This window comes from Filimonas effusa (genome assembly GCF_004118675.1).
Classification (GTDB): Bacteria; Bacteroidota; Bacteroidia; order Chitinophagales; family Chitinophagaceae; genus Filimonas; species Filimonas effusa.
Genome location: NZ_SDHZ01000001.1, coordinates 2,303,974 through 2,330,827 on the forward strand (window position 1 = coordinate 2,303,974; position 26,854 = coordinate 2,330,827).

Genomic DNA, 26,854 nt, shown 5'->3' on the forward strand with positions numbered 1-26,854 from the left:
AAGTAAAAGATGAACAAGCTTATATTTATCGTTATCGCGCTGTTTTTTTCGTGCGCGGGGACTTCACAAAAAAAGGGTGTTTCAGTAAAGGAGAAGTATTCACAGCAGATGGTGGAAACCCGTGCTATGAAGACGTTTGTGACCAACCGGAAAGAGCAGCAGCTGGCAACAGCGCACTGGGACTATGTGCCCGGTCTGGTTGCCTTCAGTGTATTAAAAGCCTGGGAGCAGTATCCTGAGAAAACAGCGTATTACGATATTGTAAAAGCCTATGCCGACCATTGTCTGCGTGGCGGGGATACGGTTACGGTTGGAGAAAGCAATATCGATGATCTGGCAGCGGGCAAGATATTCTTTACCTTGTATAAAACAGAAACAGCAAAAGGCAACCAGGCTGATGCAGCACGTTACAAACATTGCGCAGACTTTTTAAGGAATAAGCTGAAATACAAGCATAAAAGAATCGGCGGCACGCTACCCGGGGCAGGCGGTTTTTATCATAAGGCGCAGTATCCTAACCAAATGTGGCTCGATGGTCTGTACATGGGGCCTGCGTTGTATGCCGCCTGGGAAAACAGTTTTGGAAAGCCAGGCTCTGCCGAGACCAATGCTTCCTGGACAGATATCGCCTTACAGTTCAAGACCATTAACCATTTTACTTATGATAGCAGCAAGCAGTTGAACTATCATGGGTGGGCCGCTGATCCAACCGATGCCAATGCATTCTGGTCGAAGAAGACTGCGCCGTTTAAAGGTTGTTCTCCCGAGTTCTGGGGAAGGGGCATGGGCTGGTTTTTTGCAGCGCTTGCCGATGTACTTGAAATAATGCCTGCCAATCATCCTGATCAACCTGCGTTGAAGCAGATCATACAGCAGGTGGCGGCAGGTTTGGCCCGTCACCAGGATAAAGCCAGCGGCTGCTGGTACCAGCTGTTGCAGTATAACGATCAGACTAAAGGGCAATCGTGCCAGCAAAGTAATTACCTGGAGTCTTCCGCTTCTTCTATGTTCACTTATGCGTTCTTTAAAAGCATCAGACTGGGGCTGATAGATAAAAAAACCTACCTGCCTGTTGCCGAAAAGGCTTATGCAGGACTGCTGAAGCAGTTTATCCGTAAGGCCCCTGATGGCACAGTATCGATACTGCAGTCATGCGCTTCTGCGGGACTTGGACCTGCGCGTGATCCGGCAAGGACCGGCACTATCGATTACTACCTGTGCGGGCCTGATGTTATGGTTACGCAGAATGAGGGTAAAGCTGTAGGGCCGTTTATCATGGCCAGCCTGGAATACGAGCGCCGTTAAATCAATTACATATATTCCCCTATACCAAAGAGGCTGTATCACTTCAGATACAGCCTCTTTTTATTTGTTGTAACCTTTCCTATAACCTCTACTCTTCTTCCCCGGTATTCTTTATTTTCATGAGCACTGCGTAGGCATTTTTTGTTACGAGGCTGGTTTGAGCTGTAATGCCATTGGCTTCGATCTGCTGTCGGCCTTTACTGCTTATGCCTGGTACGATTTCGGTCATGCGGAAGTTGTTGTTACCGGCGTCGACGAAGACATAGAATTTATTTTCCCAGCGCACTACGGCTTCTTCGGGAACGGTAAGCGCTTCTTTATTGTCCACTGCGATCTCGCCATTCATAAACATACCTGGTACCAGGGTGGCGTGGTAATTTTCGAAATGACAATGAATTTCGGCTGCCCTGTCGGCGTTGAGGCTTTTACTGATAAGGATGATCTCCGCCATATATTTTTTATCGGGGTTGGCATTGGTATAGGCAGTTACCTTCTGTCCTACTGATAAGCTGTTCAGATCTTTTTCAAAGACGTTCAGCGACAAATGAATATCGCCGGGGTCAACCAGTTCGAACAACATATCGGTTGGCGCAGTGTATTTGCCGACGTTTACATTCACCTTTGAGACAAAGCCGTTAATGGGCGATTTGATATGAACCGTACGGGTAAGGCTGCCCGCGTCGAGTTTATGCGCATCTATGCCAATCATTTCGAGCTTCATACCAAGTGCATTCATGAGGATGCGCTGCTTTTCCATTTCGGCTTTGGCCTGCTGCAAGACCTTGTCGCTGCTGGCTTTGCTGGCGTTCAGATCTTTCTGGCGGCTATGTTCCAGTACTGCCAGTTCGTACAATTCCTTTGCTGTAAGATAATCCTGTTGCAGCTGGATAAACTGCATGTCTTCCATTTCGGCAAGGACCTGTCCTTTTTTAACAGGCATACCGGGCAACAAGGTTGTAGACTTCAGGTAGCCGCCCAGAGGAAAACTAAGGCTTACGGTGCTTTGCGGCGGCACGTCTATTTTACCCTGTACCCTAAGCAAACCGCTTATTTTTTCCATCAGCGGTTTACCTGTTTCGATTCCAACACTTTTCAATTGCTGCGGTGTAAAAGATACAGATGTAACATCTTCCGTACTGCCGGCTTTAGCCGTTTCCTTTTCTGCTTCTTTTTTGCCACCACCACAGGCTGTGAGCATTATCAAACCTAATAAACCTGCTATATATTGTTTCATTACTATTTTATTTTGAGTGTTATTCCGGATGTGCTATTACAGGTTATACAATTTCATCAGTTGAATGAGTGCCTGGTTAAAACTGTTCAAAGCCGATACATAATCGTTTTTGATGCTGATGGCCTGGTTTACCAGGATCACCCTTTGGAGGTAGTCTATTTCACCGCCCTGGAACTGGTCATCGGCAGTAGAGATGATGACGTTAGCGTTCTTCAATCCCTGTGTTTCGTAATAATCGAGGCTTTGGCGGAACTTTTCCAGCTGCGTGTTTGCAGTAACGATATCCGCCTGTAATTTCTGAGAGAGGTAAGCATCCTGTTTCCGGCTTTTCTCCCAGTTGATCCTGGCTGCTGCTGCGCGGGCCTGTTGTGATTTAAAGAACAATGGGATACTTATTCCTGCACTCCAATAGCCAAACCTGTCGCCACCGGAATAATTTACCTCCTGGCCATTGACCACCTGTGTACCGATAAGGCTTTGGTTATTATATCCCAGCATAAAATCGGGCAGCAGTTTTGCTTTTTCCGTTTTCCACTGGGCTTCTGCGGCCTGCTGCCTGTAGCGTGACCATTCGAGCAAGGGAAGTGTATCGACCTGGGTAGTTCCGGGCTGCATGAGCATGGCATCGAGCCTTGGCGTGGCAACCGAGGGGTGGTATAATACAGAATCCTGCAGGAACACATTCAGTTGTACGAGCGTAACATCCATATCCCTGTTTAGCATAGCCAGCTGATTGGTGATCTGCTGTCGCTGGGCTTCGGCTGCTGTTTTTTCCATGATGTTTGCCGCACCGTCTTTAAAGCGCAGCAGTGATTTGCTTTCGTACAGGCGGTAAAGGCTATCGGCATACAGGAGGAGCTTTCTTCTTTCTTCGAGGGAGATATACTCGAAGAAGAGCGACCGCACGTTGAAACGCAGTTCCTGTTCCGTTAACCTTGTTTCAGCATTTGCAGCCAGGTAGTCGGCTTTCAGCGCTTTCTGCTGGCTGGCATATACTGATGGAAAGCTAAAGGATTGGTTGATACCGAAACGCGTATCGTTGTTACTACTGTTGAACTTACCATAGTCGGCACTAAAAACCGTTTTGGGCAGATCATAGGCAGTACGCTGCATTTTTGCGGAAGCGGCTTCATTGAGACGAGCTCCCTGCAATTGCAGGTTCCTTTGTGAAGCCAGTTGTAAAGCCTGTTCCAGTGTTAACGGCCGGGCTGTGACGGGTGTATGTACGCCTGTAGCGGACGGATTGGCGGTCATAGATTGCGCCGTTAGTTCTCCTGTACTTAAAGCCATGAGGAAAGGCAGGATGATCACCGCGGCAGAGGCTGGCGTGTGCTTCTTTTTACGTGATCTTTTGCCATCGAAAAGCAGGTAAAGAGCGGGGAGTACGAACAACGTGAGTAAAGTAGCCGAGATCAATCCACCTATTACAACTGTCGCCAGCGGGCGTTGCACTTCGGCGCCAGCGCCATTGCTAAGGGCCATAGGCAGGAAGCCCAGCGATGCTACTGCTGCGGTCATGAGTACCGGCCTCAACCTGTTGCGGGTGCCCATTTTCACAAGCAGCAGCGGGTCCTCGACCCAGCCTTCTTTTTTAATCCTGTTGAATTCGGAGATCAAGACGATGCCATTGAGCACCGCTACGCCAAATAAGGCGATAAAACCAACACCTGCGGAAATACTGAAAGGCATGCCGCGCAGCGCCAGTGCAAACACACCGCCGATAGCAGAGAGCGGGATGGCGGTATAGATGAGTGCCCCTTCTTTCACGGAAGAGAATGCAAAGTATAACATGATAAAGATGAGTAATAAAGCAACAGGCACTGCGATGCTAAGTCTTGACTTGGCCTGCTGCAGGTTTTCGAAAGCGCCACCATATGTAATGGTATAACCCGGGTCCATTTTCAGTTTTGCATTCACTTTCTGCTGCAATTCTTCGACAATGGATTGAACGTCGCGGCCGCGTATATTGAAGCCTACCGTGATCCTGCGGCGTGTATTTTCGCGCTGGATCTGGTTGGGGCCTTCTACTTCGCTGATCGTTGCCACCTGGTATAAGGGGATCTGGACACCTGAAGGAGTAGAGATCTGCAGGTTTTGAACATCGTTGATGTTCTTACGGCCTTCATCACCTACCCTTACCACGAGGTCGAAGCTTTTTTCTCCTTCATAGACCTTACCGGCGGCGGCGCCTGCAAAGGCCGCGTTAATGGTACGGTTCACATCGTCGATGTTAAGGCCGTATTTCGCAATTTCATCGCGGTTAAATTCGATCACGATCTGGGGCATACCTGTCACCTTTTCGACATACCAGTCGGCAGCGCCTTCTACCGTTCGGGCGATGGCTCCGAGCTGGTTTGCGTAGGTTGCCAGTTTATCGAGGTCTTCGCCGAAGATCTTGCAGACAACATCCTGTTTGGCGCCCGTCATCAATTCATTGAAGCGCATTTGAACGGGATACTGAAAGCTGGTGGTGACACCGGGCAAAACATCTTGTGCGGTTGCCGCCATTTTATCGGCCAGTTCGGAAAAAGACTTTGCGCTGGTCCATTCCTTTTTATCTTTCAGGACAATGATCATATCACCTGCTTCGACGGGCATGGGATCGGTAGGAATTTCGGAGCTACCTATACGGCTAACGACGTTTATAACTTCGGGATAGGATGCTTTTATTTTATCGGCGATACGGTTCACCTGGTCGATGGTGGTGCTGAGGTTGGTACCTACGAGCAGCCTGGTTTCCACGGCGAAGTCACCTTCTTCGAGTTGCGGGATGAATTCACCTCCCATACGCGTGAAGAGGAAAACCGCCAGGCCAAATAAAGCAAAGGCCAATACCACCATCGTTCTTCTTATTTTCAAAGCGCGTGTAAGTATCTTCTGGTACCATTCTTCGATACGCAGCATTACCCTATCGGAGATATTGGGCTTATGCGAGATCTTTTTATTGATGAGCAGGGAGCTGATCATCGGCACATAAGTAAGCGACAAGATGAAAGCCCCCAGGATAGCAAATGCTACTGTTTGCGCCATGGGTTTGAACATTTTGCCTTCTATGCCCGATAAAGAAAGAATGGGCAGATAAACGATCAGGATAATGATTTGGCCAAAGACGGCCGCATTCATCATACGGGAAGCGGAGCCTGCCACCTCGCTGTTCATTTCCTGTTGCGTGATGAGATGTTTTTTCGCATACCGTTCGGAGTGGGCGATATGATGGAGGATGGCTTCCACGATGATCACGGCGCCATCGACAATCAAGCCGAAGTCAAGTGCGCCAAGGCTCATGAGGTTACCACTTACACCAAACGTATTCATCATTGCGATGGCGAACAGCATGGATAAAGGGATCACGGATGCCACTATAAAGCCGGCCCTGAAATTACCGAGGAACAATACCAAGACCAGTACCACGATAAGCGCGCCTTCGAGCAGGTTATGTTCTACCGTACCGATGGCGTTATTCACCATTTTCGTTCTATCGAGGAAAGGCACGATCTCAAGGCCTTCGGGAAGCGTTTTTTCAATGTCGGCGATCTTTGCTTTCACATCCTTGACGACCTGGGACGAGTTCCCCCCTTTGAGCATCATAACGATACCACCGGCCACTTCGCCTTGTCCCGCCATAGTTAAGGCACCATACCTGATAGCTGAACCCAGCCGTACATCGGCGATATGACTGATGAGAACAGGGGTACCATCGCTGTTATTCTTTACAACGATCTTCAGTATATCCGGGATAGATTTGGTAAGACCCACGCTGCGGATATATAATACAGAGGGCCCTTTTTCGATATAGGCTCCGCCTGTGTTCTGGTTATTGCGGTTCAATGCGGTAAACACATCACTGATGGTGAGGTTGAGGGCTTTGAGCCTGGCGGGGTTCACGGCGACCTCGTATTGTTTGAGGTTACCACCGAAGGTAGCTACATCGGCCACGCCGGGCGTGCCCAGCAACTGGCGGCGTACCTGCCAATCCTGTATGGTACGCAGATGGGCCAGAGAATACTTTTGCTGGTATCCTTTTTTAGGCTTTAACACATATTGATAGATCTCACCGAGGCCCGTTGTTACGGGCGCCAACTGGGGTGTATTTGCATTTTCATTGATATCGACCTGGGACAGGCGTTCCATGACCTGTTGCCGTGCCCAGTAGACATCGGCTTTATCGTCGAACACAACGGAGATAAGTGAAAGGCCGAAACGGGAAAGGCTGCGGCTTTCTTTGAGACCGGGGATATTACTGATGGCCTGTTCAATGGGAAAAGTGATTAACCTTTCCACATCCTCCGCACCGAGGGATGGCGCTGTTGTGATGATCTGCACCTGGTTATTGGTGATATCGGGAACAGCGTCGACAGGTAACTGAGCAACCTGGCAGGCACCATATATTATCCATAAAAGGATAAAGATGCCAACTACCAGTTTGTTCTTCACTGAGAATTGAATGATCTTATTCAGCATGCTATTTCATGGGGTGATACATCAGAAAAGCCTGTATGCCTGGGATGCAGTGCTGTGGATACACTATTTTATTTGCCGCATTACTGTTGACAGAACAGCGGGCATACAGGAATAACAGGGCATACCATACCTCGGGGCAGGTTGCCTTTATAACACGGTGTATTAAGCCTTGGGCGGGCGGAACAATGTTTCGAGTGTGGGATTATAGTACAACTGCGGTTTCTCGGGACCGTAGCCGAGTTTTACATGCCATTCGTGAGCGACGGCGACAAATACCTTATTAAAAGGTACGTAGAGGAAGTATGGGGGCTGAACTTCCGTTCTTTTGAAGGGCAGCTGCATATCGTGTTCATCATCGTTATCGTCGAGATCCTCGCCCCAATAATGCATAGAGAGGAAAGCTACAAAAGAAACCTGCGGGTCTCTTTGCTTATGGTCGACGTAGTGACTGAACAGGAAAGGGCTTTTCAACAACACCTGGTACATGGAGGTGGAGTCGAGCATTAAGAAAAACAATACTATGTGAAGAATAGCCCTTTTCACGGGGCAAAACTATAAAAAACCATTTTCACCAGCAAACCTGTTGATCATTTCACAATATAACCCTGGCTGGCGGTGTTATTTTTCTATCCTAAACCAATCGATATCGGCGTACCCTCCTATACGGACGGAGGGATCTGCGGTGCAGAACAGGCCTAGTTTTGCGCCGATCCATTTATCGGGTTGGGCTTTACAGGGAATGCCTATGGGCTGAAAGTGCTGTCCGTCTTCGCTGAAAGAAAACGAATATGCTGCATCGGGGGCGGTCATGGTTACGCGCAGGCAGAGTTCAGGATTGTCAATGAGTTTCTCTGCCACGATGGTTTCGGATGTGCCTTCACCTGCGTTTTTACAAAGCACCTGGCTGAGTTTATATCCTTTTTCATCTTTAGAGATAGACAGATAAGCGTAGTCGTTACCCATGACCAGCAGGCCTGCTTTTTTTGTTTGCCAGACCTCCCATTCGACTGTGAATTTCATTTTTACAGTAGCAGTGAAGGCGGGTGCGGGGAGTTTTTGCAGGAGCAGGTTGGGAACCGGCCAGAGGTTTTTAGCTGCTGCGGGTGCAGGAAATGCAAACAGGCGCAGGAAGCCGGTATTAAGCAGCATGGCGCTCCAGCGGATCTGCGGGTTGGCATGCCACTGCCATTGCAGTCCCGGGCGAGTATCGTTGAATTCATCGGATTCGGCGGGTGTTTGGATGGCAGCAGTTTTAGCGGCAGCGGGCTTTTTATGCAATAGTACAGGTTCGCCTTTTCCATCGCCATCGGGATCGTTGCCTATAACGGGCCAGTTGTCTTTCCAGGTTACGGGCTGGAGATGTACTACACGTCCGTATGCGGCTTTGTCCTGGAAGTGGATAAACCATGATTCACCGGCGGGTGTTTGTATCATAGCACCCTGATGCGGTCCGTTTATGGCAGTGCTACCCTGATCCATTACCACCTTTCTTTCATAGGGGCCATAGATATCCCGGCTCCGCAATGCCAGCTGCCAGCCGGCGGTAACGCCTCCAGCTGGAGGGAGCAGGTAATAATAACCGTTCCTTTTGAAGAATTTAGGCCCTTCTACGGTGTGATCGAGGTTGTGGCCATCGTAGACATGCCGTCCTTCATCGATGACCTTATTGCCTTCGGGGTTTAGCCGGTAAACGGTGAGCAGGCTGTTCACTCCTGCCCTGCTGCCGGCCCAGGCCACGGCGAGATAGGCTTTACCATCGTCGTCCCAGAAAGCGCTGGGGTCGATGATGCCTTTCCCGGGTAAGACCAGTTCCGGTTCAGACCATTTGCCGGCAGGGTCTTTAGCAGTGATGCGATAGATGCCGTAATCGGGATCGGGGTAGTAGATGTAAAACTCGTTGTTATGATACTGGAAAGCGGGCGCCCATACGCCGTTACCATGCTGCGGCTGATCGTAGATCGCTACGGGCAATTGCCTGGTGAGCGCATGGTTGATGAGCTTCCAGTTCACGAGGTCTTTTGAATGGAGAATGGGAAGACCGGGCATACAGTTGAAGCTGGAGGCGGTCATGTAATAGTCGTCTCCTACTCTTATTACATCGGGATCGGAATAATCGGCGTGCAGGATGGGGTTCTTATAATAGCCATTGCCCTGATCGGCTACCCAGACTTTGGAGACATACTCCTGCGCATGGGTTGCAGCAGCAGACAGGATGCATAATATTGAAAGTATGGTGATCGTTACCTTATTCATATTGTAAAACATCTTTAGTATTATCAGCCTTTTGTGCGATAACGTCACTATTGCGACTGGTCCCGGAATTAGTATCGTTGTGCATTAAAAAGGATCATTGTAAGTTCCAATACACGATATATCGTTCGCGGTGGATATCATATAAAGGACTTAGTATAACGCCTTCCTTCACTGTTTTAAATGCCAGGGGCTTACCGTGTATAGGCACAACCTGGCTATCGAGTTGTTGTTTGCTGAGTTGCAACGTGGTGGTTAAACCTGCTGGTACGTGGTAGTTATACGTGTAATAATCATTGTATAAGCCGGGGTCAGAAAAAGTACCGCGTGCGGGTAAACTATCTGTGCCCATTCTTCCTGCCAATACAATCGGTCCGTAAGCTATTGCGGCCAGGGATGTATTGTCATTTGCGGGGATGAGCTGCAATGACATGGGGAAACAGGCTTCGATACGATCGCCAGCTTTCCATTTCCTGCGCAAAGAGATATAGGTTCCTTTATCCTGTTTCAATTTTATGGGAGTGCCATTCAATTTAATCCAGGCGCCGTTTGCGGACCATTCGGGATATCTTATTCTGACAGAGAGCTCTTCTGCAGCAGCTTCAGTGATTGTAAATAAAGTGCGGCCATTTTCGGGGAAAGCGGTTTGTTGCTGGAGTTTCAGGCCTTTTTCCTTCCAGTTCAGTTCTGAAGAGATGAAGAGGTTTATGAGCACTGCATCGTTGGTATGGTAATAAATGGCTTCGTTGTATTTCACCTGGTTTTCGAAACCACTGCCTACACAGCACCAGAAGGAGCTATCGGGTGTGCTGTAGACCTTATAAGCACCGGGGAGCATAGGCAGGAAATAGGCAACCATACCTGAAGCGGGGTCCTGTTGCCCGATGATATGATTAAACAATGCTTTCTCGTAATAGGCTGCATACCTGGGATCGGCGGTATGCGTGAAGAGCCTGTTGCTTAATTTGAGCATGTTGTAAACATTACAGCCTTCACCGGTGTAGCCGGAGAGGTGTGCTGAGATGTTACCTGGTTGAAAGAACTTTTCTTTATCGCTGTTACTGCCGGTGGCAAAGGAGTGGTGATCGATCACCGTTTGCCAGAAAAATGCGGCGATGCTATCGCCCTGGCCTTTCCCTTGTATTTCATAATCACGCGTTAAACCAAGCAGTTTGGGGATATAGGTATTGGCGTGTTTTTTATCGAGCACATCTTGCTTCTCTCTTAAAGGGTCGAGGGCTTCGTTATGATAGAAGAAAGCTGCGAGCCATTGGTGATGCGGGTTAGCCGTGATGGCATAGAGGTGATAAAATGATTCGCTGATACCACCAAATTCGTTTCGTAACATCAATGTACGTTGCTCTGGTATTACGGGTTGCAGCTTATTGTAAGCCCATTGCGCCATTTTAGCAGCTATATCGAGCGCCTGTTTATTTCCCGTGTACAGGTACTGATCGATTAAGCCTGATAGCAGTTTGTGCAGCGTGTACCAGGGCGCCCAGACCTTTTTTCCCTGCAGGTTCCTGTTGATCAGTTCCTGTGGAAATGCGGAGAGGTAACCGTCCTGGTTCAATACGGACTGTACCTGTGCCAGGCCTGACACCAGGCTGTCGGCTTTCAAACGGAAGACATCATCGCCTGTGGCACCGTATGCCAATGCAAGTGCGGAGAGGATATGACCGGTGGTATGGCCGCGCAGTTCGCAATCGAGCGACTCCCAGCCTGCCAGCTTTTTTGTTTCGAAATAACCGCCTTCGTTACCTGAATAGATACCGGCATTGGTGCGGAAGCTATGGAGCAATCTTTTTGTATCGATCGACAAAAGCCAATTCACGGCGCGTTGCCTGTTTTGCAGGCAGCGGCCATCGAGCAGTTTTACCTGGTTAAGATTGAAGCAGGATACAGCGGGCGATAGTTTATCGGCAACAGCCACTAAGCCCGCATGCTGACCAGCATAGTGAGACTGGGCGTTCAGGCAAAGCGGCGCCAGTAAAGCCAGTGTGAGCTTTATTTTATTCCAAAGAATCATGACAATATGTTTATGGTGCTATACGGATATTTAGTTCATTGCCTGAGAATACCGGTTCCTGTTTTTTATGATTCAAATTAAACGTAACCGGTTTCTTGCCGAGATATAGAGATGCATTGATGAGTGGCTGTCCCTGCAGGATAAGATCCAGGTTATTTTGCTTTATTGAAGCGATCATAAACAGTTTGGACAATGTATTAAAAACTGTTCTGCCATTATTGCGCAGGAAGCTTCCGTATGCAACAAAGTAACCGGTGATATTACCCGGGGTTGGTTGTTTGATGCCTTCCGGATAAGTGATAGCGGAGAGATAGGCATCGGTTTCCCAGTTGTTAAAACTGTTGATGCTGTTGAGGTGCATGATGCGGCCATCGGCCAGCAGGTTGAGGTAAAGCTCTGTAACCATCCCGTTTTGTGTGATACGCAGGCCATTCATTGTTTCGCTGTGCAGTCTTTCGATCTGCGGCAGGTTGTTATCGTTCACCGAGTCTTTCAGGATGATGGCGGTAATGAATTTTGTTTGTTTTACCTCTTCGGGATATTCTACCTGATAGTGAATTTCCGTGGGGTTTTGCGGATCGCGGGCTTTTGGCGCCGTGATCTCTTTCAGTTTCATTTTTTCGGGGAAGTCGTGATCATAACCAGTTTGCACAAGCGTTTCCGGGAAAAGCGGCCGAACCAATATGGAAGCGTTGTTTTGAACGATGCTGATATCCCCTGCTATTTTTTTTGAGGTTCCACCGGGATGAAGCAGCCAGGAGAAGCTACTGGATTGAAGTGCTTTTACATCGTCGATGATAACGATGACCTTACCGATCCAGATGAAGTGGCGAAAGTTGCGGGTAAAGTAAGCGGCAGTAGGCCCTGTTGCGTTTGCCATCAGGTATTTGATATGCCCTCCATCCATGAGTTCCGTTAGTTCGCCACGAAGTGGTGATCCGTTGTACTGTTGTTCTTTGGGTTGTGCTTTACCATTTGCCAGCACTACGTTATGGGCTTCGCTCTGGAAAAAGTAAGCAGGATATTCCTTTGTATTGTAAGAGCTGTTGCCGGCATCTTTTATAAGCGCTTCGCCTTTGTGATAAAGAATATAAGAGTTGGCATCGGCATGGGAGTGATTCCAGGTGTAGCCGCTTTTAACAGCAAGCAGGGTTGCGTCTTTTTCCCAGGAGTTGCGCATCATAGCCCAATCCATATCGTGATAGAGGGCGCTGGTGGGCAGGGATGGCAGTGAGGGGGTGTTTACCATTTCGGGTTCATAAACCAGGCCCAGGGGCATATTGGGGAATAATCCTTCGCGGTGCTGGTTGTTGTGTACCTGGCTTATATACCATAACATATTGGGGTTCCTGTAACCTAGCGCATAGAGTAGTTTTACCGGACGTTCGGCAGAAACGGTACGATGTGTATCGCCAAAATCGAGTGACCATATTTCGCCGTTACGCGGATAGGAAGCATGCATAAACCAGTTGGCATAGTTTTCCAGCTCTTTGATGAGCGGTTGTGGTTTACCGGGCAGTGCATTGGTATATGCCAGTTTAAAAAAGAGGAATTCGGAGAAGCCGAACTGGGCATAGTTAAAGCTTTCGTACATACCGCCATCCCTGTCCATTGTTTTTGGTTTGAACTGCAGTTCATCGCCGTTAAAGCGATACCATTCTTCCATGGAGCGGGCAACCGTTGCGGCCCACTCTGCCGCCTGTTTTTCTTCGGTCATGATGGCGAGGGAGGCGATGCCTGCCATACCTACGCAGGCACTCCACCAGTTATGTCCCATAGAGTTAAGGGTATGGATGCGTGTATCGGGCCAAACCCAATCGCCCAGTGCTGGTTTGATGCCCATACGCGTTAGTCCTTCTACGATCTTTTTCTTTTCATCGGCTGAAAGTCTGTCATAGATGGCATCGTAGCCTATGGCCACCGTCCAGCAGTTCTCCGCTGTTTTGAGATCGGAGTTCCAGGCTGGCTGGCGGCGCATCATTTCTTCATTACTCCATGTTGACATGGAACATAACCTGAGCAATACCTCTTTGACCTTGGCGGCATATTTTGTTTCGTGTGTGACCAGGTAAGCGAGCGAGAGGTAATCAATTTTTGCTCTGGCATCGCCTTTTACCAGAAGCTCATTGGCTTCACTGAGAATACTATTCCAATTTGTTGCGATAAACGAATCGTTTTTTATGCGTTGCTGCAGCAGGCTCACCTTTTCTTTTGTGAAAAAGAGATAGGGATGCTGCTGCGCCTGCAATTGGAGCATTGTTATTAAGGCGATCGTTACCAGGCCGTATTTCAGTGTATGTTTCATCGCATCATTTTTTTATACCGGAAAGGAATTCGTTGAGCTTCGTGTTAAAGCCGGCGGCGTTTTCGAGGTTGCTGACGTGGCCGGAAGCGGGCACTACTCCGGAACGGGTTACTTTAATAAGCGTTTCTATTTTGCGGGGTTTTGCTTTGTTGTAATCATATTCACCTGTAAGCACCATTACGGGCACTGTTATTTTCAGTTGCTGTAATAACGGTATTACATCGTAGCCCAGCAGGTAGCGGGGTTCTATGTGTGTTGGCTGCCAGGCGTTCCATTTATAGATCATGTTCCAGACGGGTTTGCGAAGGACCGCAACGGGTGTGTCGTTATGGGTGGTAAGCCCGTTAAACCATTCTTTTTTATTCTGGAAAATACCTTTTTCCATGTAGGCATTGTTACGGGCATACTGTTCTTCGAGCTTTTCGGGAGACCAGGGAACAGAAGGCCCATCGTGGCTGTAGAGGTCGCCACTGGCCAGCGTTACAGACAACAGGCGATGCTGATAGAGGGCGAGGAAATCGGTAGCAATAAAACCGCCCATGGAGAGACCGACCAGGTGCGCCTTGGTGATATGCAGTGCATCCATTAAAGCGGCGAGATCATCGGCATGTCTGTTATCAGAGAATTCTATGGGCATGGAAGATTTGCCATAGCCGCGTACATCGTATCGTATTACGCGGTATTTTTTTGCGAACTGATAGAACTGCGGCTCCCATTCATGGAGGTCAAATGAGTGGCCGTGCACGAAGATGAGAGGTTGGCCTTTGCCGAGTTCTTCATAAAAGAGCCTGCCTTGTTTTACGGGGATGTAACCTCTTTTTACTTCGGGGTGCTGTGTTTCTGTTATTGCGTCGCGTACGAGCAGTGGCAGCACGGGGCTTGCGTAGAAGCTGTTGAAGCCATTACGCGGGTTGCTGATCCTTGCCAGGAAGAAGCCGTAGGTATTGGTTTTTCTATCAATCCAGGGGTAGGCTCCTGCCCAGGAGGGGCTGCTTATAAGCAGCGCGTTACCTTTATCGCCGGTTTCTTCGCGCCAGAGGCCAAGTCCGTAGAGATCTTTCCGGTCTTCGGCTCTTGCGTTGGAGACAAATTCGCCGGGAGAAACAAGCGCATTACCTATGGCATCGGCTTCGAGTGTGGCCACTGTTATTTCGGAGAGTATTCTTTTGCCCTGGAAGACGCCCTTGTTGCTGATGAGGCTGAGGAAGCGGGTATAATCGTCGAGCGTAGTTACGGCGCCGCCGCCGAGCATGGGGCTATGGCCGCCGTTGATAGTGTCGACGGGGGTAAAGCATGTTGCTTTCAGGCCGAGCGGGATGGCTATTTTTTCGCGGAAGATGGTTTCCCAGTCCTTACCTGTAGCCAGTTCGGCCATACGTCCTGCCACCTGCATGCTTAAGCCACCGTATTCGAATTTTGTTCCGGGGGTGGTATCGGCGGGTAAGGGAATGATATGTGATACCGATTCGGCGAGCGACTGGTAGTTGTCGACGTGTTTATCATTAGGCTGATAGGCGGGATAGCCGGCGGTATGGGAAAGCAATTGCTTTAGGGTGGCGCTGCCTTTCACCTGATCGAAGCCGGGGATCCATTTGGATACCTTATCGTCCCAATTGAGGCGGCCTTCATCGACGAGGGTGGCTATGGTTGCGGCTGCCAGCCATTTGCCTGCAGAAGCAATGTGAACGATAGTATTGGGGGTATAGGTTCCGAAGTAAGACTTATAAACAGGTTTGTTGTTGCGAACCACTACTATGGCTGCGCCGTTGTAGTAACCACTATCGACCCAACCGCGGATACGTTGCTCCAATACGGAGAAGTCGTATTTCCTGTTGTATTGCAATGGAGCAGACAGTTGGGCTGCAGACTCGCTGCAGGCTGCAGACAGCAGCAGCGGGATGCAAGCGCTATGTATGCTGCGCTTAAACCAGTTCGATAAATTATTTACTTTTTTCACCATTGTTGTTTCAATTTCCAGTTGTTTAAAGTGTGTAGCGTGTACACTACTTTACAGATACGTTTGTGAACGTACAATACCTATTATTTCACCTTGTAAAATTTTGCTGCGAAGAGGAATATTACAAAGTAACAGATGATGGGAAGATAGTAGGCTTTTGCGATATCGTGATTGGCAACAGTACCCATGATCATGGGAAAGAAAGCGCCTCCGACCACGCCCATAGAGATAAAGGAAGAGGCCTGCTGGGTGTGTTTCCCGAGGTTTTTCAGTCCCAGGCTAAAGATGGTGGGGAACATGATGCTGAAAAAGAAATTGATGGAGAAAAGGGCACCATAAGAGAACCATCCCCATGCCTGTGCTACGATGATACATGCGATGATGCTTCCCGTGGCAAAAGCGGCGAGCAGTTTATTGGGTGCAATGAAGCGCATGAGGTATGTACCGATGAACCTGCCGGCGGCCATCATAGCCATGAAGAGCACCATGAAGTTGGCAGCTTTTTCGTCGGTGAACCCCATTTTTTCGTGGCCATAGTTGATGAAGTAGCTCCAGGTGCCTGCCTGTGCGGCTACGTTGAAAAGCTGTGCCAGCACTGCCCAAACGAAGTGGCGGTGCTGGAAGAGTTTTTTACCGGGTTTGGTATCGACGTTGACTGCATCGGCGGAAGCTGTGGCTGCATGCGGATTTGTAAGGGCCGGTATTTTTACGAAGGCGAATGCCAGCGCTACGAGTGCGATACATATACCTATGGAGCAATAAAGTGATTTTACAGAATCGAGGATATCGCCGCCGGCGGCGTGTGTGCCGCTCCCGAATAAAAAGTAGGAGCCTATAGCGGGGCCAATGATGGCGCCTACCGCGTTAAAAGATTGTGCGAAGTTAACGCGTTGGTCGCTGGCGCGCTGATCGCCGAGAGAGGCGGCGAAGGGATGCGCTACTGTTTCGAGGGTAGCCATGCCGCATCCGAGAATAAACAACGCCAGCCGGAAATAGGAGAATGAGGCGGCCTGGGCTGCAGGCACAAAGAGGAAGGTGCCCAGGGCAAATAACGTAAGACCTAAAAGCACGCCCATTTTATATCCATATTTTTTCATAAACAAACCTGCGGGAATGCTCATGACGAAATAAGCTCCGAAGACGGAAAGCTGGATAAGGCCAGACTGGGATTTAGATACTTTGAGGACATTCTGAAAGTGTTTATTCAATACATCGCTCATAGAGTGGGCTATACCCCAGAACATAAAGAGCGAGGTAACGAAGATGAAAACAATTATGAAACGCTTTTCGGTGAATTTAACCTTGTCCATCTGTGTTATTTATACAGCACGAGTGTAGTGCCTGGTTTTATGATAAGGGAATTGGTTGTTATTCTTTTTTTACGATCGGACAGGTTTGCTGCATTCTTAAAGAGTGCCGGGATCTTAAGGGTATATTCTTTTTTGCTGTTATTCATGAGCACCAGATAGCGATCGTATTGGAGCTTATAGATGGAGGCTCTTCCTGCTGCGGGATGTTCCTGTCCATTCTTATAGTTGGCATCGGCAGGGATCTTTGCTACCGGGAGGACGAGGCCTTCATGGGCTGAGCGGGTGGTATCCGGGTAACGGGGGCCGCCGTTACCGAATCCGAAATTGGTATAGTTGGGGATGGTATAATAATTACCATTGGGCTCAAATTCCTGGTGTTCATATACGGTGGCTATTCTATCGAAGCCGGGCTGGATAAGGTGTACCCTTCCTAACTTATTGATGCCATGCCGTGCGCGCCAGTAGAGGGATGCATAGAAATATTCATCGCCATTCTTAACAGCCACTACCCCATCTTCTTCATCGGAGAAGACAAAATCGGGCTGGCGTTTTGCCATCGGCATTTGAATGTTTTGCTTTGCGCTGTTCAAAACCTTTTCATAATCGCCCGGAACGGTTAGTAAAGCTGCTATTACCCTAAAGTTTTTGCTATCGATATTGGACTTATAGTTTTTGAAGAACTGGTTATCCTCTAACTGCTGGCGGGCGAATGCGAGTAACGCAGGATGTTCTGTAGCTACAGCAACCTGGAAGGGATTACCATCCCATGATGGTCGCTGCAGGTAGGTGATATCACCCGGATAGTGCGTATCGCGCCAGCCTACGATTACCTGGAGGCGCATAACGCTGAAGCCATCGGCATCAGTAGCGGGGTAACGGAAGATCATACGGGCGAGCGCCATTTTTTCGACCTGTTCTTTTATCTTAAGATCGCCGGGTAGCCCGGGAGCTGGTCTTGTTGCGTCGTAGATCTCTGCTATCCAGTCGAGGACCTCGCCGTAGTTGCCTACGTATCCGAGTTCTTTAGTAAGCGCTTTAGCGGTGAGTTGCCAGTAGTTGTTGCCGGCGGAGCGCGTGGGTTTTCCGCTGGCATCGTCACTGCCGAGCCATGGCTGCATGCCCATGGATTCGTAGAGGTAACGCAGCACATCCTTTTCAGGAGCGGCCTTCGCGGCGTTCAGTTGCTGCAGGCCTTTATTCGCGTAATAGATTCCATACAGGTCATTGATCATAGATTGGTTGGTGTACATTCTTCGATGCATGGCATGCCAGTCGCGGCAGGCTACCAGCATTTGGGCGTAGGCTTCTTTGCGGGTAATTGATTGCAGACCAGGATAAGTTATTTGCTGCTGCAGTTTTGTATCAAGTGGTTTATTGAGTAACCAGATGACCTGGCCGGTGATGCCAAGGCCAAACCAGTCGGGGTTCCAGGTAGCGGGATCTTCCTGCGCCAATGCGGGGTTATGCATGTAGGCAACATAAATACTATCGAGGCCAGCGAGGATTTTATCTTCTACCAGTTTATTATGGAATGCGGATGTCCATTGAATATGCCATGCTTTTGCGAGGAACTGCATCTGCACCTGGCTGAGTGGTTTTGGCTGGCGGAGCAGGCCTGCGATGGTAGTATCTATTTTTGCTTTGACCTGGGCTATAAAGTCGCCTGCTTCCGGCGGCGCTTTTTGCGGTGCGGGCATTCTTCCCTGTTTTTCTGAAGGGTTGGGAACAAAACTACTATTGGAATGGATGTAGATATTATAGATACCCCTGGTTGGTTCGGTCATGGGGTATTGATAGCGTTCGAAGGTGCTGCCATAGCCCCAGATGCGGCCAGAGCTGCGGATCTCGAGCTGAACAGTTTGCTTACCCTGTGTAAGGTTGAAGGGCAAGGGTGAGGTTTTATAATAGAAGCATCCGTTCTTGAAAGGAGCATCTGTACTGAGGTCGAACAATTCGATATCGCCCAGGTGACGGTATCCTACCTGTTTGCCTTCACAGATGAGGTTAAGCAGATTTTGGGTAACGTCGTTGCCTGAAAGGCGGACGGTGATATAGTTCTGGTTAACGGGATCGACCTTTACTGTAAATTTTACGGAGCCGCCCTGCCAGTTGCCCGTATCGATTGGCAGCAGGATACGGGCAGGTTCATTCAATAAGCCTGCAATGATCTGTGACTTATTGCTGGTAAAGGCATGCGCTTTTTCAGAAGCATCGCTGCCGAATACAAGGTGATCGGTCAAGGGAGTTCCCTTCTGTGCGAAGCAGTTGGCTGCGAGCAGTAGCAGGCTAAGAAAACCCAGTTTTTTAATTGCAATCATTTTATCGTATTTGCATTTATGGTATGTTATTTATAATTACTGTGGTGTAATCCAGATAGCCTGTCCACCTGCGGCTTTGAGCAGGACGTCTTTTTTTGATCTGCTATCGATGGTCCATTTCCGGATACCGACCTTTGTTTTCGTGGGGGCATTCTCATCGTCTTCGAAACAGGTAGCGGTATATTTTTTTCCTGGCTGCAGGAAACCGAATGAGAGCTGGATGGTTCTTGCGGTATCGTTGTTGAGCGTACCTACGAACCAGTTGCTGCCGCTTCTGCGGGCCATGGTAATGTAAGCGCCGGGACTACCCTGCAGTGCTTTCGATTCATCCCAACTGGCGGGAATATTATCCCAGAAAGCCAGTTCGGGTTCATTTTCGCTCATAGCTGGTTTATCGTACCAGAACAACGTTTGAATGGGGCTATAGTAAACAGCGGCCATTGCCAGCTGGTGTGCGTGTGTTGTTTTGATCCTTTTATCGTAATAGCAAATGGTATAATCGGCGGCGCCGGCTATGAATCGGGTAAACGGAAGGATGGTATTATGTGTAGCCGAGGGCATTTCTTCGTTGCCTCTAATGCCTTCTGCGGTCATGAGGTTGGGCCAGGTGCGTTGTTCGCCTGTAGGGCGCCAATCGTCGTGCACGTTCACCATTATTTCGTTTTGCGCTGCCAGCTTAAATTCATTTTGGATCCAGGTAGTCCATCTGTGCGAGCCAGGTATTACGAAACCAAACTTCACACCTTTCACGCCCCAATTTTTATATACGGCAAACAAAGAATCGGACTGGGCATATAATGCCTGTAAATTAACGTAAAGCCATACACCAATGCCTTTTTCGTTTCCATATTTAATGATTGCGGGAAGATCGAAATCGGGGATAGCCACTTTAGTAGCGTCGGCGTCGAAAGAGAAGGCATTGCCGTACCATTTCCAATCGAACAGGATGTACTGCATGTTGTGTTTTGCTGCGAAATCGATATTTTCAAAAGCATCTTTGGTGGTTTGCGTCATTACCCTGATAATCTTTCCGGGTTTGATCCAACCGGTGTTTTTGATGGCGGGGGGTGCATTCAGGTTCAGCAGTACAAAGTTATTATTTACGAGGTCTGCGGCCTTTTCTGCGACCATGATAACACGCCATGGCGTTGCTATGGGGGAGATAAGATCGGCAGGTGTATAGATGGCCGTTTGGATAGTATTGGGTTTGCCAGCGGCAAGAGTGAATTTGGTGCGTGCGTAATCGATCATTGCCGCTTCTGCGAGGCAAACCTGCCAGCCGTTCTGCAATTCCATTGTAAGCGGGCGCTCGGCCTGTTGCGGCCATTGCTGCAAAGGCAGTAACTGATAAGCGCCCTGTGCCCAGCCGGTAAACCATGCCTTGGTATTTTGCGGCATTGCAAATTCGGTATTCTCCGCGGTTACGCGATAGTAGGTGCCTTTTTCATTCTCGGGGAAGAAATAGCGGAAGGCGACGGCTTCGTTAAATACTTTTACTTCGATATCGATCTTATAGATGGGGTTATCCTCTTTTACGAAGTGAACTATTAAAGCGTTGTAGTGGTCACGGATGTTTTTATTTTCGCCGTAAACGGGTTGCCATGTTGTATCTTTTGAGAAATGGCTGACGCCTGTAAATTCCAGGTTTTCGCACCATTTTGCATGGCGGTCTATTTTGAGGGCCATGGCCTGTTCACTTAATAAGTTATCCAGTTGCAAGTCTAAAGCAGACTCCAGGACGATGGGGGTATTTTTGTATGCAACGGAGTAGTACATGGCTTTGGTGCTATCGGTTAATTTCTTTTGATAGAAAGAAAAGACCAGTTGTTTATCCGGTGACACCAGCTGCTGTCTTGTATTTTCTATTACCGGCTGGGCTTTTACTTTAACAGTCTGCAGCGCCAGTATTGTAATTGCCAAGATAATTGTTTTCATATCATACCTGTTTTCGCCTTATGGCCGTTCTATTCTGTTTTATTTATTCTTAGTTGTTTCGTTTTTTCCAGCGCAGCAAGGCTTCGAGGTAATAGTAATCGGCGTAGATGATAGATGCATCTATTTCACCGCCATTGGGTTTATGGCCGGTGCTATGCAGGAGGAAAGCATTATTCCGTTCCCTGCTTTGATAAGCTGCTGCTGACAAGCTTGCCAGCATTTGCTCTGCTTTACTTTTATACATGCGGGCTTTGGGCGGGTCTTTTATATAGGAGGATAGTTCCAACAAAGCGGAGGCTGTTACTGCGGCTGCAGATGCATCGCGTGGTGCGTTGGGGATAGCGGGATCGTTAAAGTCCCAGAAAGGAATTAAATCATCCGGCAGTTGTTGCAGGTAGACATCGGTTACCTTTTGCGCAAAGTTAAGAAAGACGGGGTCTTTTGTTTCCCTATAGACCATGGTAAAGCCATAGATGGCCCAGCTTTGTCCGCGCGCCCACATGCTGTTATCGGCATATCCCTGGTGGGTAACGGCTTTCAGTTTTTTTCCGGTGAGCGTATCATAGAGTACTACATGATAAGATGTATAGTCGGGTCTGAAATGATTTTTCATGGTGGTGGTGGCGTGTGAGACAGCGATATCGTAGAGTTTTCGCTGACCACCATTTCTGGCGGCCCAGAAAAGCAATTCGAGGTTCATCATGTTATCCATGATGGTGTTGTGCCGGGGCCAATCCATACCTGGTACGGCTCTTGGCCATGACAGGATGGTACCAACTGACGGGTTAAAGAGGGTAGCCAGGGAATCGGCTGCTGCAAGCAATACGGATCTATAACTGCTGTCGCCTGTTAACCTGTAGCCATTGCCAATGCTGCAATAGAGCTGGAAGCCAAGGTCGTGATCGATCACCGGTTCCTTTGTTAACGGTATGAGTACATTGCCTGAAGCTATTGCTGCGTTTTTCCATTTTGCCTCTCCCGAGTATTCGTAGAGATACCAGCAGATACCTGTCCAGAAGCCGCTTGTCCAATCTTTGTAGTTCACCAGTTTCCATGCCTGCTGTCCGTTGGCAATACTTCTTGGGATGCTATCGGGCGCGGGCAGAGTGGCCAGTGTTTTTGTGGCCTGTTGTTTACAATAAGCGAGGGCATCGTTTTTGGCAGGCGCTGCGCATGCTGCTGCCAGGAGAACCGGCAGCAGCGTGATGAACAGCTTTTTCTTCATTATGGTCTTACTCATGAAACTTTAGTTTTTTCTATACCTACTTCGAATACATCAACGTACCGAAGCCCAGCTGATCGAAGCCACCGCTATTGGGGCCGTAGTTGCCGCCGCCGCCTTCGGGCCTTACGGCTTCTGCGAACTTCTGGCTCCAGGTGGCTTTTATGCCTTTGACCTTTGTATAATGGTTATAGATCAATTCCCATGACGGACGAATGGTACCCCGTTGTGCGGCGGAAACAGTGGTATGCTCCGGCGTGAGGGATACCGGGTCGCAGTTTTTATAGGGCGTAAACGGAACTGTTGTTGTGAGGTCGACGTTGTACTTGGCTGTGTATTCGGCAAGCGCCAGGACCTTGTTATTATCGTAGGCGAACAGGTCGACACCTATATTATAGGCCATCTGGCAAAAAGAGCCATAGAGAGAAATATTCAGCGTGGCATGTCCCTGATCGCGGCCTGATTCCTGTCCCTGCCCGAGTTTATCGCCGTTCACGTCGAAGACCTGGATCACTGCGTTATTAATGTTGCCGGTGCCAGCGCCTTTTTTGAAATAGTTGATAGCGTAGTTGATCTTAGACTGGTCGTCGCAAAGGATGCCGATCGCGAGGACGGTGTTCATGTTTGCGATATCCCAGTTGGTCCAGTAGTGTGAACTACAGGTACCACCATGCGTTTCGAGGAAGTTCAGCGCCAAGGGATAAAAGATATTGAGCATCCATTTTTTAAACTTATCGAAGTCGGCTGCGGCCCATCCGGAGTAACCTCTCAATATTTCTGCCGCGTTCGCAAACTGGTAGCCGTAGAGCCCTGATGCGAGCCAGCGATTGGAGTCGCCGTTGATGCTGGTGCAGGTTGCGGCCCAGGCGTTGAGGATGGCGATTGCTTTATTGGCGAAGGCCACATCGCCTGAGAGCTTCCACCTGAGGGCGAGCTGGTATGCCGCAGCGGCATCGCGATAGGCTGCGCCGTAGTTATCGGGATCGGGCTCTTCGCGGGAGCCGCCGCCACGGATGAGTTTTACTACGGGGGCAAAGGCATATGAGGCGTTTGCATAACTGCTGGCTGCAAGTATGGCCCAGCCTTCTTTCCAGGGGGATGCGCCAGCGTCGACCTTTGCTTTCACGAAGGTGAAGTCGGCGTTGGTATGCAGCATACAGGGGTGTTCGAGTTTGAGATTAGAAAGCGTATCTACGCTATCCTCTTCCCATGAGCCGAAGTCGAATTTATGTTTAGTGCATGCGGAGGCCAGCAAGAGCAACAGTGCACCACTGCATAGCGTTTTAAGCAAGAGATTCATTTTAAAATATTTTAACGGTAACAGATCTTATCGGTTGATGTATTCGTTGAGTGCCGCCAGTGAAGGGAATGATTTCACCCAGTATACCTGGTAGATATAGCCTCCGTTTGCGATATCGGTTGCAGACAATACAAAGTCGGCGATTTTCAACTGGAAGGTTGTTAGATTAGTAACACTTGCAGCCGACAACTTTATGGCGCTGGCGCCAAATGTGCCTGCTGAGAGATCGGCATAATGCACCTGTATGCCATCTTTACCTGTTACTGTTGTGAGCTTGTTATTACCATTGAGGAAAGAGCCGTTGTTGGTATCGAAGATAATGTTACCTGTACCTGCGGGCCTGTTGAATTTAAACGCGATGATCGGGAATTTACCGGCATGAAGGGCTGCGCCTCCTGTACGCTGGAAGTCGCCCCTGTATTTGGCTCCGGGCGCCATGGATACTACGAACTTATCATTCTGGATAATGCCGGTAGCGTTGGCGGTTGGCGTTTTCCATGGCGTTGTTGTTCCAGTAAAGACATCGTTGAGCTTTCCTTCTTCTACAGAAACATCGATAAAGTCGGTAACATTGGCAACACCTTCTGCCTTAAGCGTGATACGGGCTGAGCCGCCTGCAAGGCCGGTGATGATTCCGGCTGAAGACACGGATACTACATTGGGATTATCGCTGGACCATTTGAGCTTACCTAATGTGGCATTAGCGGGCAATACGTTGTATTCGAGTTTCAGGATCTGTCCTACTGCCATTGTTTCGGATACAACGGAAGTAATATCTACCGAGGTTGCGAGGACAACTTCTTTTACTTCGAGCGCCATTGATTTAGCAACACCGCTACCATCGATCGCCTTAACCGTGACAGTAACATTTCCTTCGGACAAGCCCGTTACCACGCCTGTGGATGAAACCTTTGCGATGGTTTCATTGCTGCTGCTCCATTGCAGCGTTTTATAGGTGGTGTTGGAAGGGTTGATGGTGGCTTTGATGGCGAGGGTATCACCTTCGTACAAGCTTGTTGCGGGTGCAGTGAGTGTTAGACCGGACATGTAGGTGATCTTGTCTATTACTTCGACTACAATAGCGGCTGTGCGCCAGCTGCCATCGGTTGTTGTTGCGGAGATGGTGGCAATACCTGTTGTCAGCGGATGTACTGTGCCCTGCTGAGAGACCTTTGCCACGGAGCTGTCGCTGGATTTCCAGAGCAGTACTGCGTTGGTAATGGAGTCGGGTAGCAGGCGCACCGTAAGGGTTGTATCTTTTCCGAGGAGCACCGGTAAGGTGTCGGTGGTAATGATGGCTATGGATGCCGCCATTGTTTTTTCTACGGCAGGCGCAGCTGTATCCTGTTTTTTACAGGCGTTGAGCGACACCAGGGTAACCAGCAGCAGGGCGGGTAATACTGCGGCTACTATTTTATGGCAGGCAAGGAATTTATTCTTTTTCATATGCATCTTTTTTAGAGATAAAGCAGTTGTTGTTAGTTACTACCAGTCGGGGTTTTGTTTGAGATTGGGATTCAACGATAACTGATCGGAGGGCAAGGGATAGAGGTAGTTTTTATTTGTCCATTTGCGGCCGGTTTCGATGATGAGGCAACCATCTGCGTTTTTAGGGAAGGTGACATTAGACCATGCTGTCTGGAATTCGGTACCCGTCCATTTGATGCCGAGCATATCCTGCGGCATTTCGGTTTCGGCTGTTTTCCAGCGTTTCAGGTCATCGATGCGGAAGCCTTCGTTGTAGAACTCAACTGTTCTTTCCCTTCTTATTTCGGTACGCATGTCGAGGCCGTTGGCGTTAACGAAAGCGTTGCTTAGTTTGGGCATGGTTGTGTTGATCCTGTTACGGACCAGGTTGAGGGAGAGATCCAGGTCCTGATCGGAGATGGCTCCATCGCGTTCGTAGACGGCTTCGGCATAGTTGAGCAGGACCTCGGCATAACGGATGATGGGGAAGTCGTAGCCTTCGTATTTAGTGGTGAGCGCTCTTTCGGTGGCCCATTTCTGGTTGTGGTAGCCGCTGTTTATCGCTGGGGTAAATGACGTTACTGCCGATGCCAGGTCGGCGGCATCGCCGAGCCAGGTAACTCTGGGACTGGACTCGCGCCAGTATGGTTTACGGCCCTGCATCAAAGTATATCGCATGCGGTTGTCGCGGTTCTGGAATTCGGAAGTCATGGTGCTGTATCCTGCGAAGACAGCCGACTTGTTAACCGGCAGGCCATCGGCGCAGAGGTACATGGTTGCGAACTTGCGTGTTACCATCTGGGCTGCGTTGGCGAAGCAGTTGTGTGTGATGTTCAAACCAATGGGATCGATCACACCATCGTGCCTTGTGGAGAAGATATATTCGGTATTGGAAGATTTCTTCAGGGATGCTGGATTTGATTTTACATCTTCGAGGATAAACAGATATTTCAGTGCGGAGTCTCCGAGTGCAGCCGGTTTAAAGAGGCTATACTGTTTGCTGTTGATAACGCCGAGGCTTGCTTTGGCTGCGATATCGAGCAGCATTGCGGCGCGCGCCGTGTTGTTCCTGAACTTCTGCCATGTACCTTCGAAGAGGGCCACTCTGGAGAGGAAAGCCTGTGCTGTGCCTTTGCTTACCCTGCCGGCATCGGCCTGTGTAATATTACCCTGGAGCGGGAGATCTGGGATGGCAGCGTTGAGATCTTTTATGATGAAGTCGCACACTTCTTCCCTCGAGTTTCTTGCCGCAGTCAACAGCGGGTCGTTGGTTTGCGGGAGGCCTTCCACAATGATGGCGTCGCCGTAGAGCTGCAGCAGTTCGAAATAGATATAGGCCCTGAAGAAACGCGCTTCGGCCGTGTAGACAGCTATTTCGGAGGGGGTGCTGTAGGAGGCTGCTTTAGCGATAAGTTCGTTTACCAGTCGTATTCTTTTATAGGCATCGGTAAAGGTGCCATCGGAGGAAGGGATGGAGTTGGTGCCGTTGCTATAGATATTGGGCGTGGTTGAAGTAAGCAGGTCGGAGCGGGTATCGCTGTGGTAGCCATCGTAGACGGCGGAGCCGAAGTCGCGTGTCCAGGCATAGAACTGGGTGGCGTAGAGTTTAAAGTCGGCAGCGGAATTCCAGTAGTTACCATCGGAGATCTGGTCCTGCGGTTTGAGGTCGAGCATTTTATTACATCCGGCCATAACAGCGGCAGCGATGCCCAAGGCTACAGTTGCGATGACCCTTATATTTTTAAACATTTTCATAATCGT

General features: G+C 49.1%; 15 protein-coding genes. 1 reads left to right on the top strand and 14 read right to left on the bottom strand.

Going from position 1 to position 26,854, the window contains the following annotated elements:
- The first annotated feature begins 9 nt into the window (after nt 1-9).
- On the top strand, nt 10-1,305 hold the full coding sequence (locus ESB13_RS08535) for a glycoside hydrolase family 88/105 protein (protein ID WP_220399578.1): 1,296 nt from the start codon (nt 10-12) through the stop codon (nt 1,303-1,305).
- A gap of 88 nt (nt 1,306-1,393) precedes the next feature.
- Here the strand turns inward: ESB13_RS08535 and ESB13_RS08540 are convergent, their stop codons facing one another.
- From ESB13_RS08540 to ESB13_RS08605, 14 genes are all read right to left on the bottom strand, one after another.
- A complete protein-coding gene (locus tag ESB13_RS08540) occupies nt 1,394-2,539 on the bottom strand; it encodes an efflux RND transporter periplasmic adaptor subunit (RefSeq protein WP_129002576.1) in 1,146 nt (381 codons plus the stop codon).
- A gap of 36 nt (nt 2,540-2,575) precedes the next feature.
- The gene (locus ESB13_RS08545; protein ID WP_129002577.1) at nt 2,576-7,000 is read right to left on the bottom strand and encodes a CusA/CzcA family heavy metal efflux RND transporter; all 4,425 of its coding nucleotides are present in this window, start codon (nt 6,998-7,000) and stop codon (nt 2,576-2,578) included.
- A gap of 162 nt (nt 7,001-7,162) precedes the next feature.
- Nucleotides 7,163-7,543: a hypothetical protein gene (locus ESB13_RS08550; RefSeq protein WP_129002578.1), complete on the bottom strand. Its 381-nt coding sequence runs from the start codon at nt 7,541-7,543 to the stop codon at nt 7,163-7,165.
- 75 nt (nt 7,544-7,618) lie between these two features.
- Nucleotides 7,619-9,253, bottom strand: coding sequence for a glycoside hydrolase family 43 protein (locus tag ESB13_RS08555; protein ID WP_129002579.1), 1,635 nt, complete (start codon nt 9,251-9,253; stop codon nt 7,619-7,621).
- Nucleotides 9,254-9,347: 94 nt separating this feature from the next.
- Nucleotides 9,348-11,279 carry a glycoside hydrolase family 127 protein gene (locus ESB13_RS08560; RefSeq protein ID WP_129002580.1) on the bottom strand — a complete coding sequence of 644 codons (1,932 nt, stop codon included), beginning with the start codon at nt 11,277-11,279 and terminating at the stop codon, nt 9,348-9,350.
- Nucleotides 11,280-11,289: 10 nt separating this feature from the next.
- Nucleotides 11,290-13,584 carry a heparinase II/III domain-containing protein gene (locus tag ESB13_RS08565; protein WP_129002581.1) on the bottom strand — a complete coding sequence of 765 codons (2,295 nt, stop codon included), beginning with the start codon at nt 13,582-13,584 and terminating at the stop codon, nt 11,290-11,292.
- Between the two features lie 4 nt (nt 13,585-13,588).
- A complete protein-coding gene (locus ESB13_RS08570; RefSeq protein WP_129002582.1) occupies nt 13,589-15,544 on the bottom strand; it encodes an alpha/beta fold hydrolase in 1,956 nt (651 codons plus the stop codon).
- A gap of 80 nt (nt 15,545-15,624) precedes the next feature.
- The gene (gene fucP, locus ESB13_RS08575) at nt 15,625-16,851 is read right to left on the bottom strand and encodes an L-fucose:H+ symporter permease (RefSeq protein WP_129002583.1); all 1,227 of its coding nucleotides are present in this window, start codon (nt 16,849-16,851) and stop codon (nt 15,625-15,627) included.
- A gap of 5 nt (nt 16,852-16,856) precedes the next feature.
- Nucleotides 16,857-19,169: a hypothetical protein gene (locus ESB13_RS08580; protein WP_129002584.1), complete on the bottom strand. Its 2,313-nt coding sequence runs from the start codon at nt 19,167-19,169 to the stop codon at nt 16,857-16,859.
- Between the two features lie 36 nt (nt 19,170-19,205).
- Nucleotides 19,206-21,104, bottom strand: coding sequence for a glycoside hydrolase family 97 protein (locus tag ESB13_RS08585; protein WP_129002585.1), 1,899 nt, complete (start codon nt 21,102-21,104; stop codon nt 19,206-19,208).
- Between the two features lie 49 nt (nt 21,105-21,153).
- The gene (locus ESB13_RS08590; protein WP_246022474.1) at nt 21,154-22,344 is read right to left on the bottom strand and encodes a glycoside hydrolase family 88 protein; all 1,191 of its coding nucleotides are present in this window, start codon (nt 22,342-22,344) and stop codon (nt 21,154-21,156) included.
- 22 nt (nt 22,345-22,366) lie between these two features.
- Nucleotides 22,367-23,626: an alginate lyase family protein gene (locus ESB13_RS08595; RefSeq protein ID WP_129002586.1), complete on the bottom strand. Its 1,260-nt coding sequence runs from the start codon at nt 23,624-23,626 to the stop codon at nt 22,367-22,369.
- 27 nt (nt 23,627-23,653) lie between these two features.
- Nucleotides 23,654-25,072, bottom strand: a complete 1,419-nt coding sequence (locus tag ESB13_RS08600) for an Ig-like domain-containing protein (RefSeq protein ID WP_164974140.1) — start codon at nt 25,070-25,072, stop codon at nt 23,654-23,656.
- Nucleotides 25,073-25,111: 39 nt separating this feature from the next.
- Nucleotides 25,112-26,848, bottom strand: coding sequence for a RagB/SusD family nutrient uptake outer membrane protein (locus ESB13_RS08605; RefSeq protein ID WP_129002588.1), 1,737 nt, complete (start codon nt 26,846-26,848; stop codon nt 25,112-25,114).
- Between the last annotated feature and the right edge of the window lie 6 nt (nt 26,849-26,854).

Excerpts from the sequence above, each read along its gene's own strand:
- ESB13_RS08535 (WP_220399578.1), top strand. The coding sequence starts at position 10 with ATGAACAAGCTTATATTTATCGTTATCGCGCTGTTTTTTTCGTGCGCG.
- ESB13_RS08540 (WP_129002576.1), bottom strand. The coding sequence starts at position 2,539 with ATGAAACAATATATAGCAGGTTTATTAGGTTTGATAATGCTCACAGCC.
- ESB13_RS08545 (WP_129002577.1), bottom strand. The coding sequence starts at position 7,000 with ATGCTGAATAAGATCATTCAATTCTCAGTGAAGAACAAACTGGTAGTT.
- ESB13_RS08555 (WP_129002579.1), bottom strand. The coding sequence starts at position 9,253 with ATGAATAAGGTAACGATCACCATACTTTCAATATTATGCATCCTGTCT.
- ESB13_RS08560 (WP_129002580.1), bottom strand. The coding sequence starts at position 11,279 with ATGATTCTTTGGAATAAAATAAAGCTCACACTGGCTTTACTGGCGCCG.
- ESB13_RS08565 (WP_129002581.1), bottom strand. The coding sequence starts at position 13,584 with ATGAAACATACACTGAAATACGGCCTGGTAACGATCGCCTTAATAACA.
- ESB13_RS08570 (WP_129002582.1), bottom strand. The coding sequence starts at position 15,544 with ATGGTGAAAAAAGTAAATAATTTATCGAACTGGTTTAAGCGCAGCATA.
- fucP (WP_129002583.1), bottom strand. The coding sequence starts at position 16,851 with ATGGACAAGGTTAAATTCACCGAAAAGCGTTTCATAATTGTTTTCATC.
- ESB13_RS08580 (WP_129002584.1), bottom strand. The coding sequence starts at position 19,169 with ATGATTGCAATTAAAAAACTGGGTTTTCTTAGCCTGCTACTGCTCGCA.
- ESB13_RS08585 (WP_129002585.1), bottom strand. The coding sequence starts at position 21,104 with ATGAAAACAATTATCTTGGCAATTACAATACTGGCGCTGCAGACTGTT.
- ESB13_RS08590 (WP_246022474.1), bottom strand. The coding sequence starts at position 22,344 with ATGAGTAAGACCATAATGAAGAAAAAGCTGTTCATCACGCTGCTGCCG.
- ESB13_RS08595 (WP_129002586.1), bottom strand. The coding sequence starts at position 23,626 with ATGAATCTCTTGCTTAAAACGCTATGCAGTGGTGCACTGTTGCTCTTG.
- ESB13_RS08600 (WP_164974140.1), bottom strand. The coding sequence starts at position 25,072 with ATGAAAAAGAATAAATTCCTTGCCTGCCATAAAATAGTAGCCGCAGTA.
- ESB13_RS08605 (WP_129002588.1), bottom strand. The coding sequence starts at position 26,848 with ATGAAAATGTTTAAAAATATAAGGGTCATCGCAACTGTAGCCTTGGGC.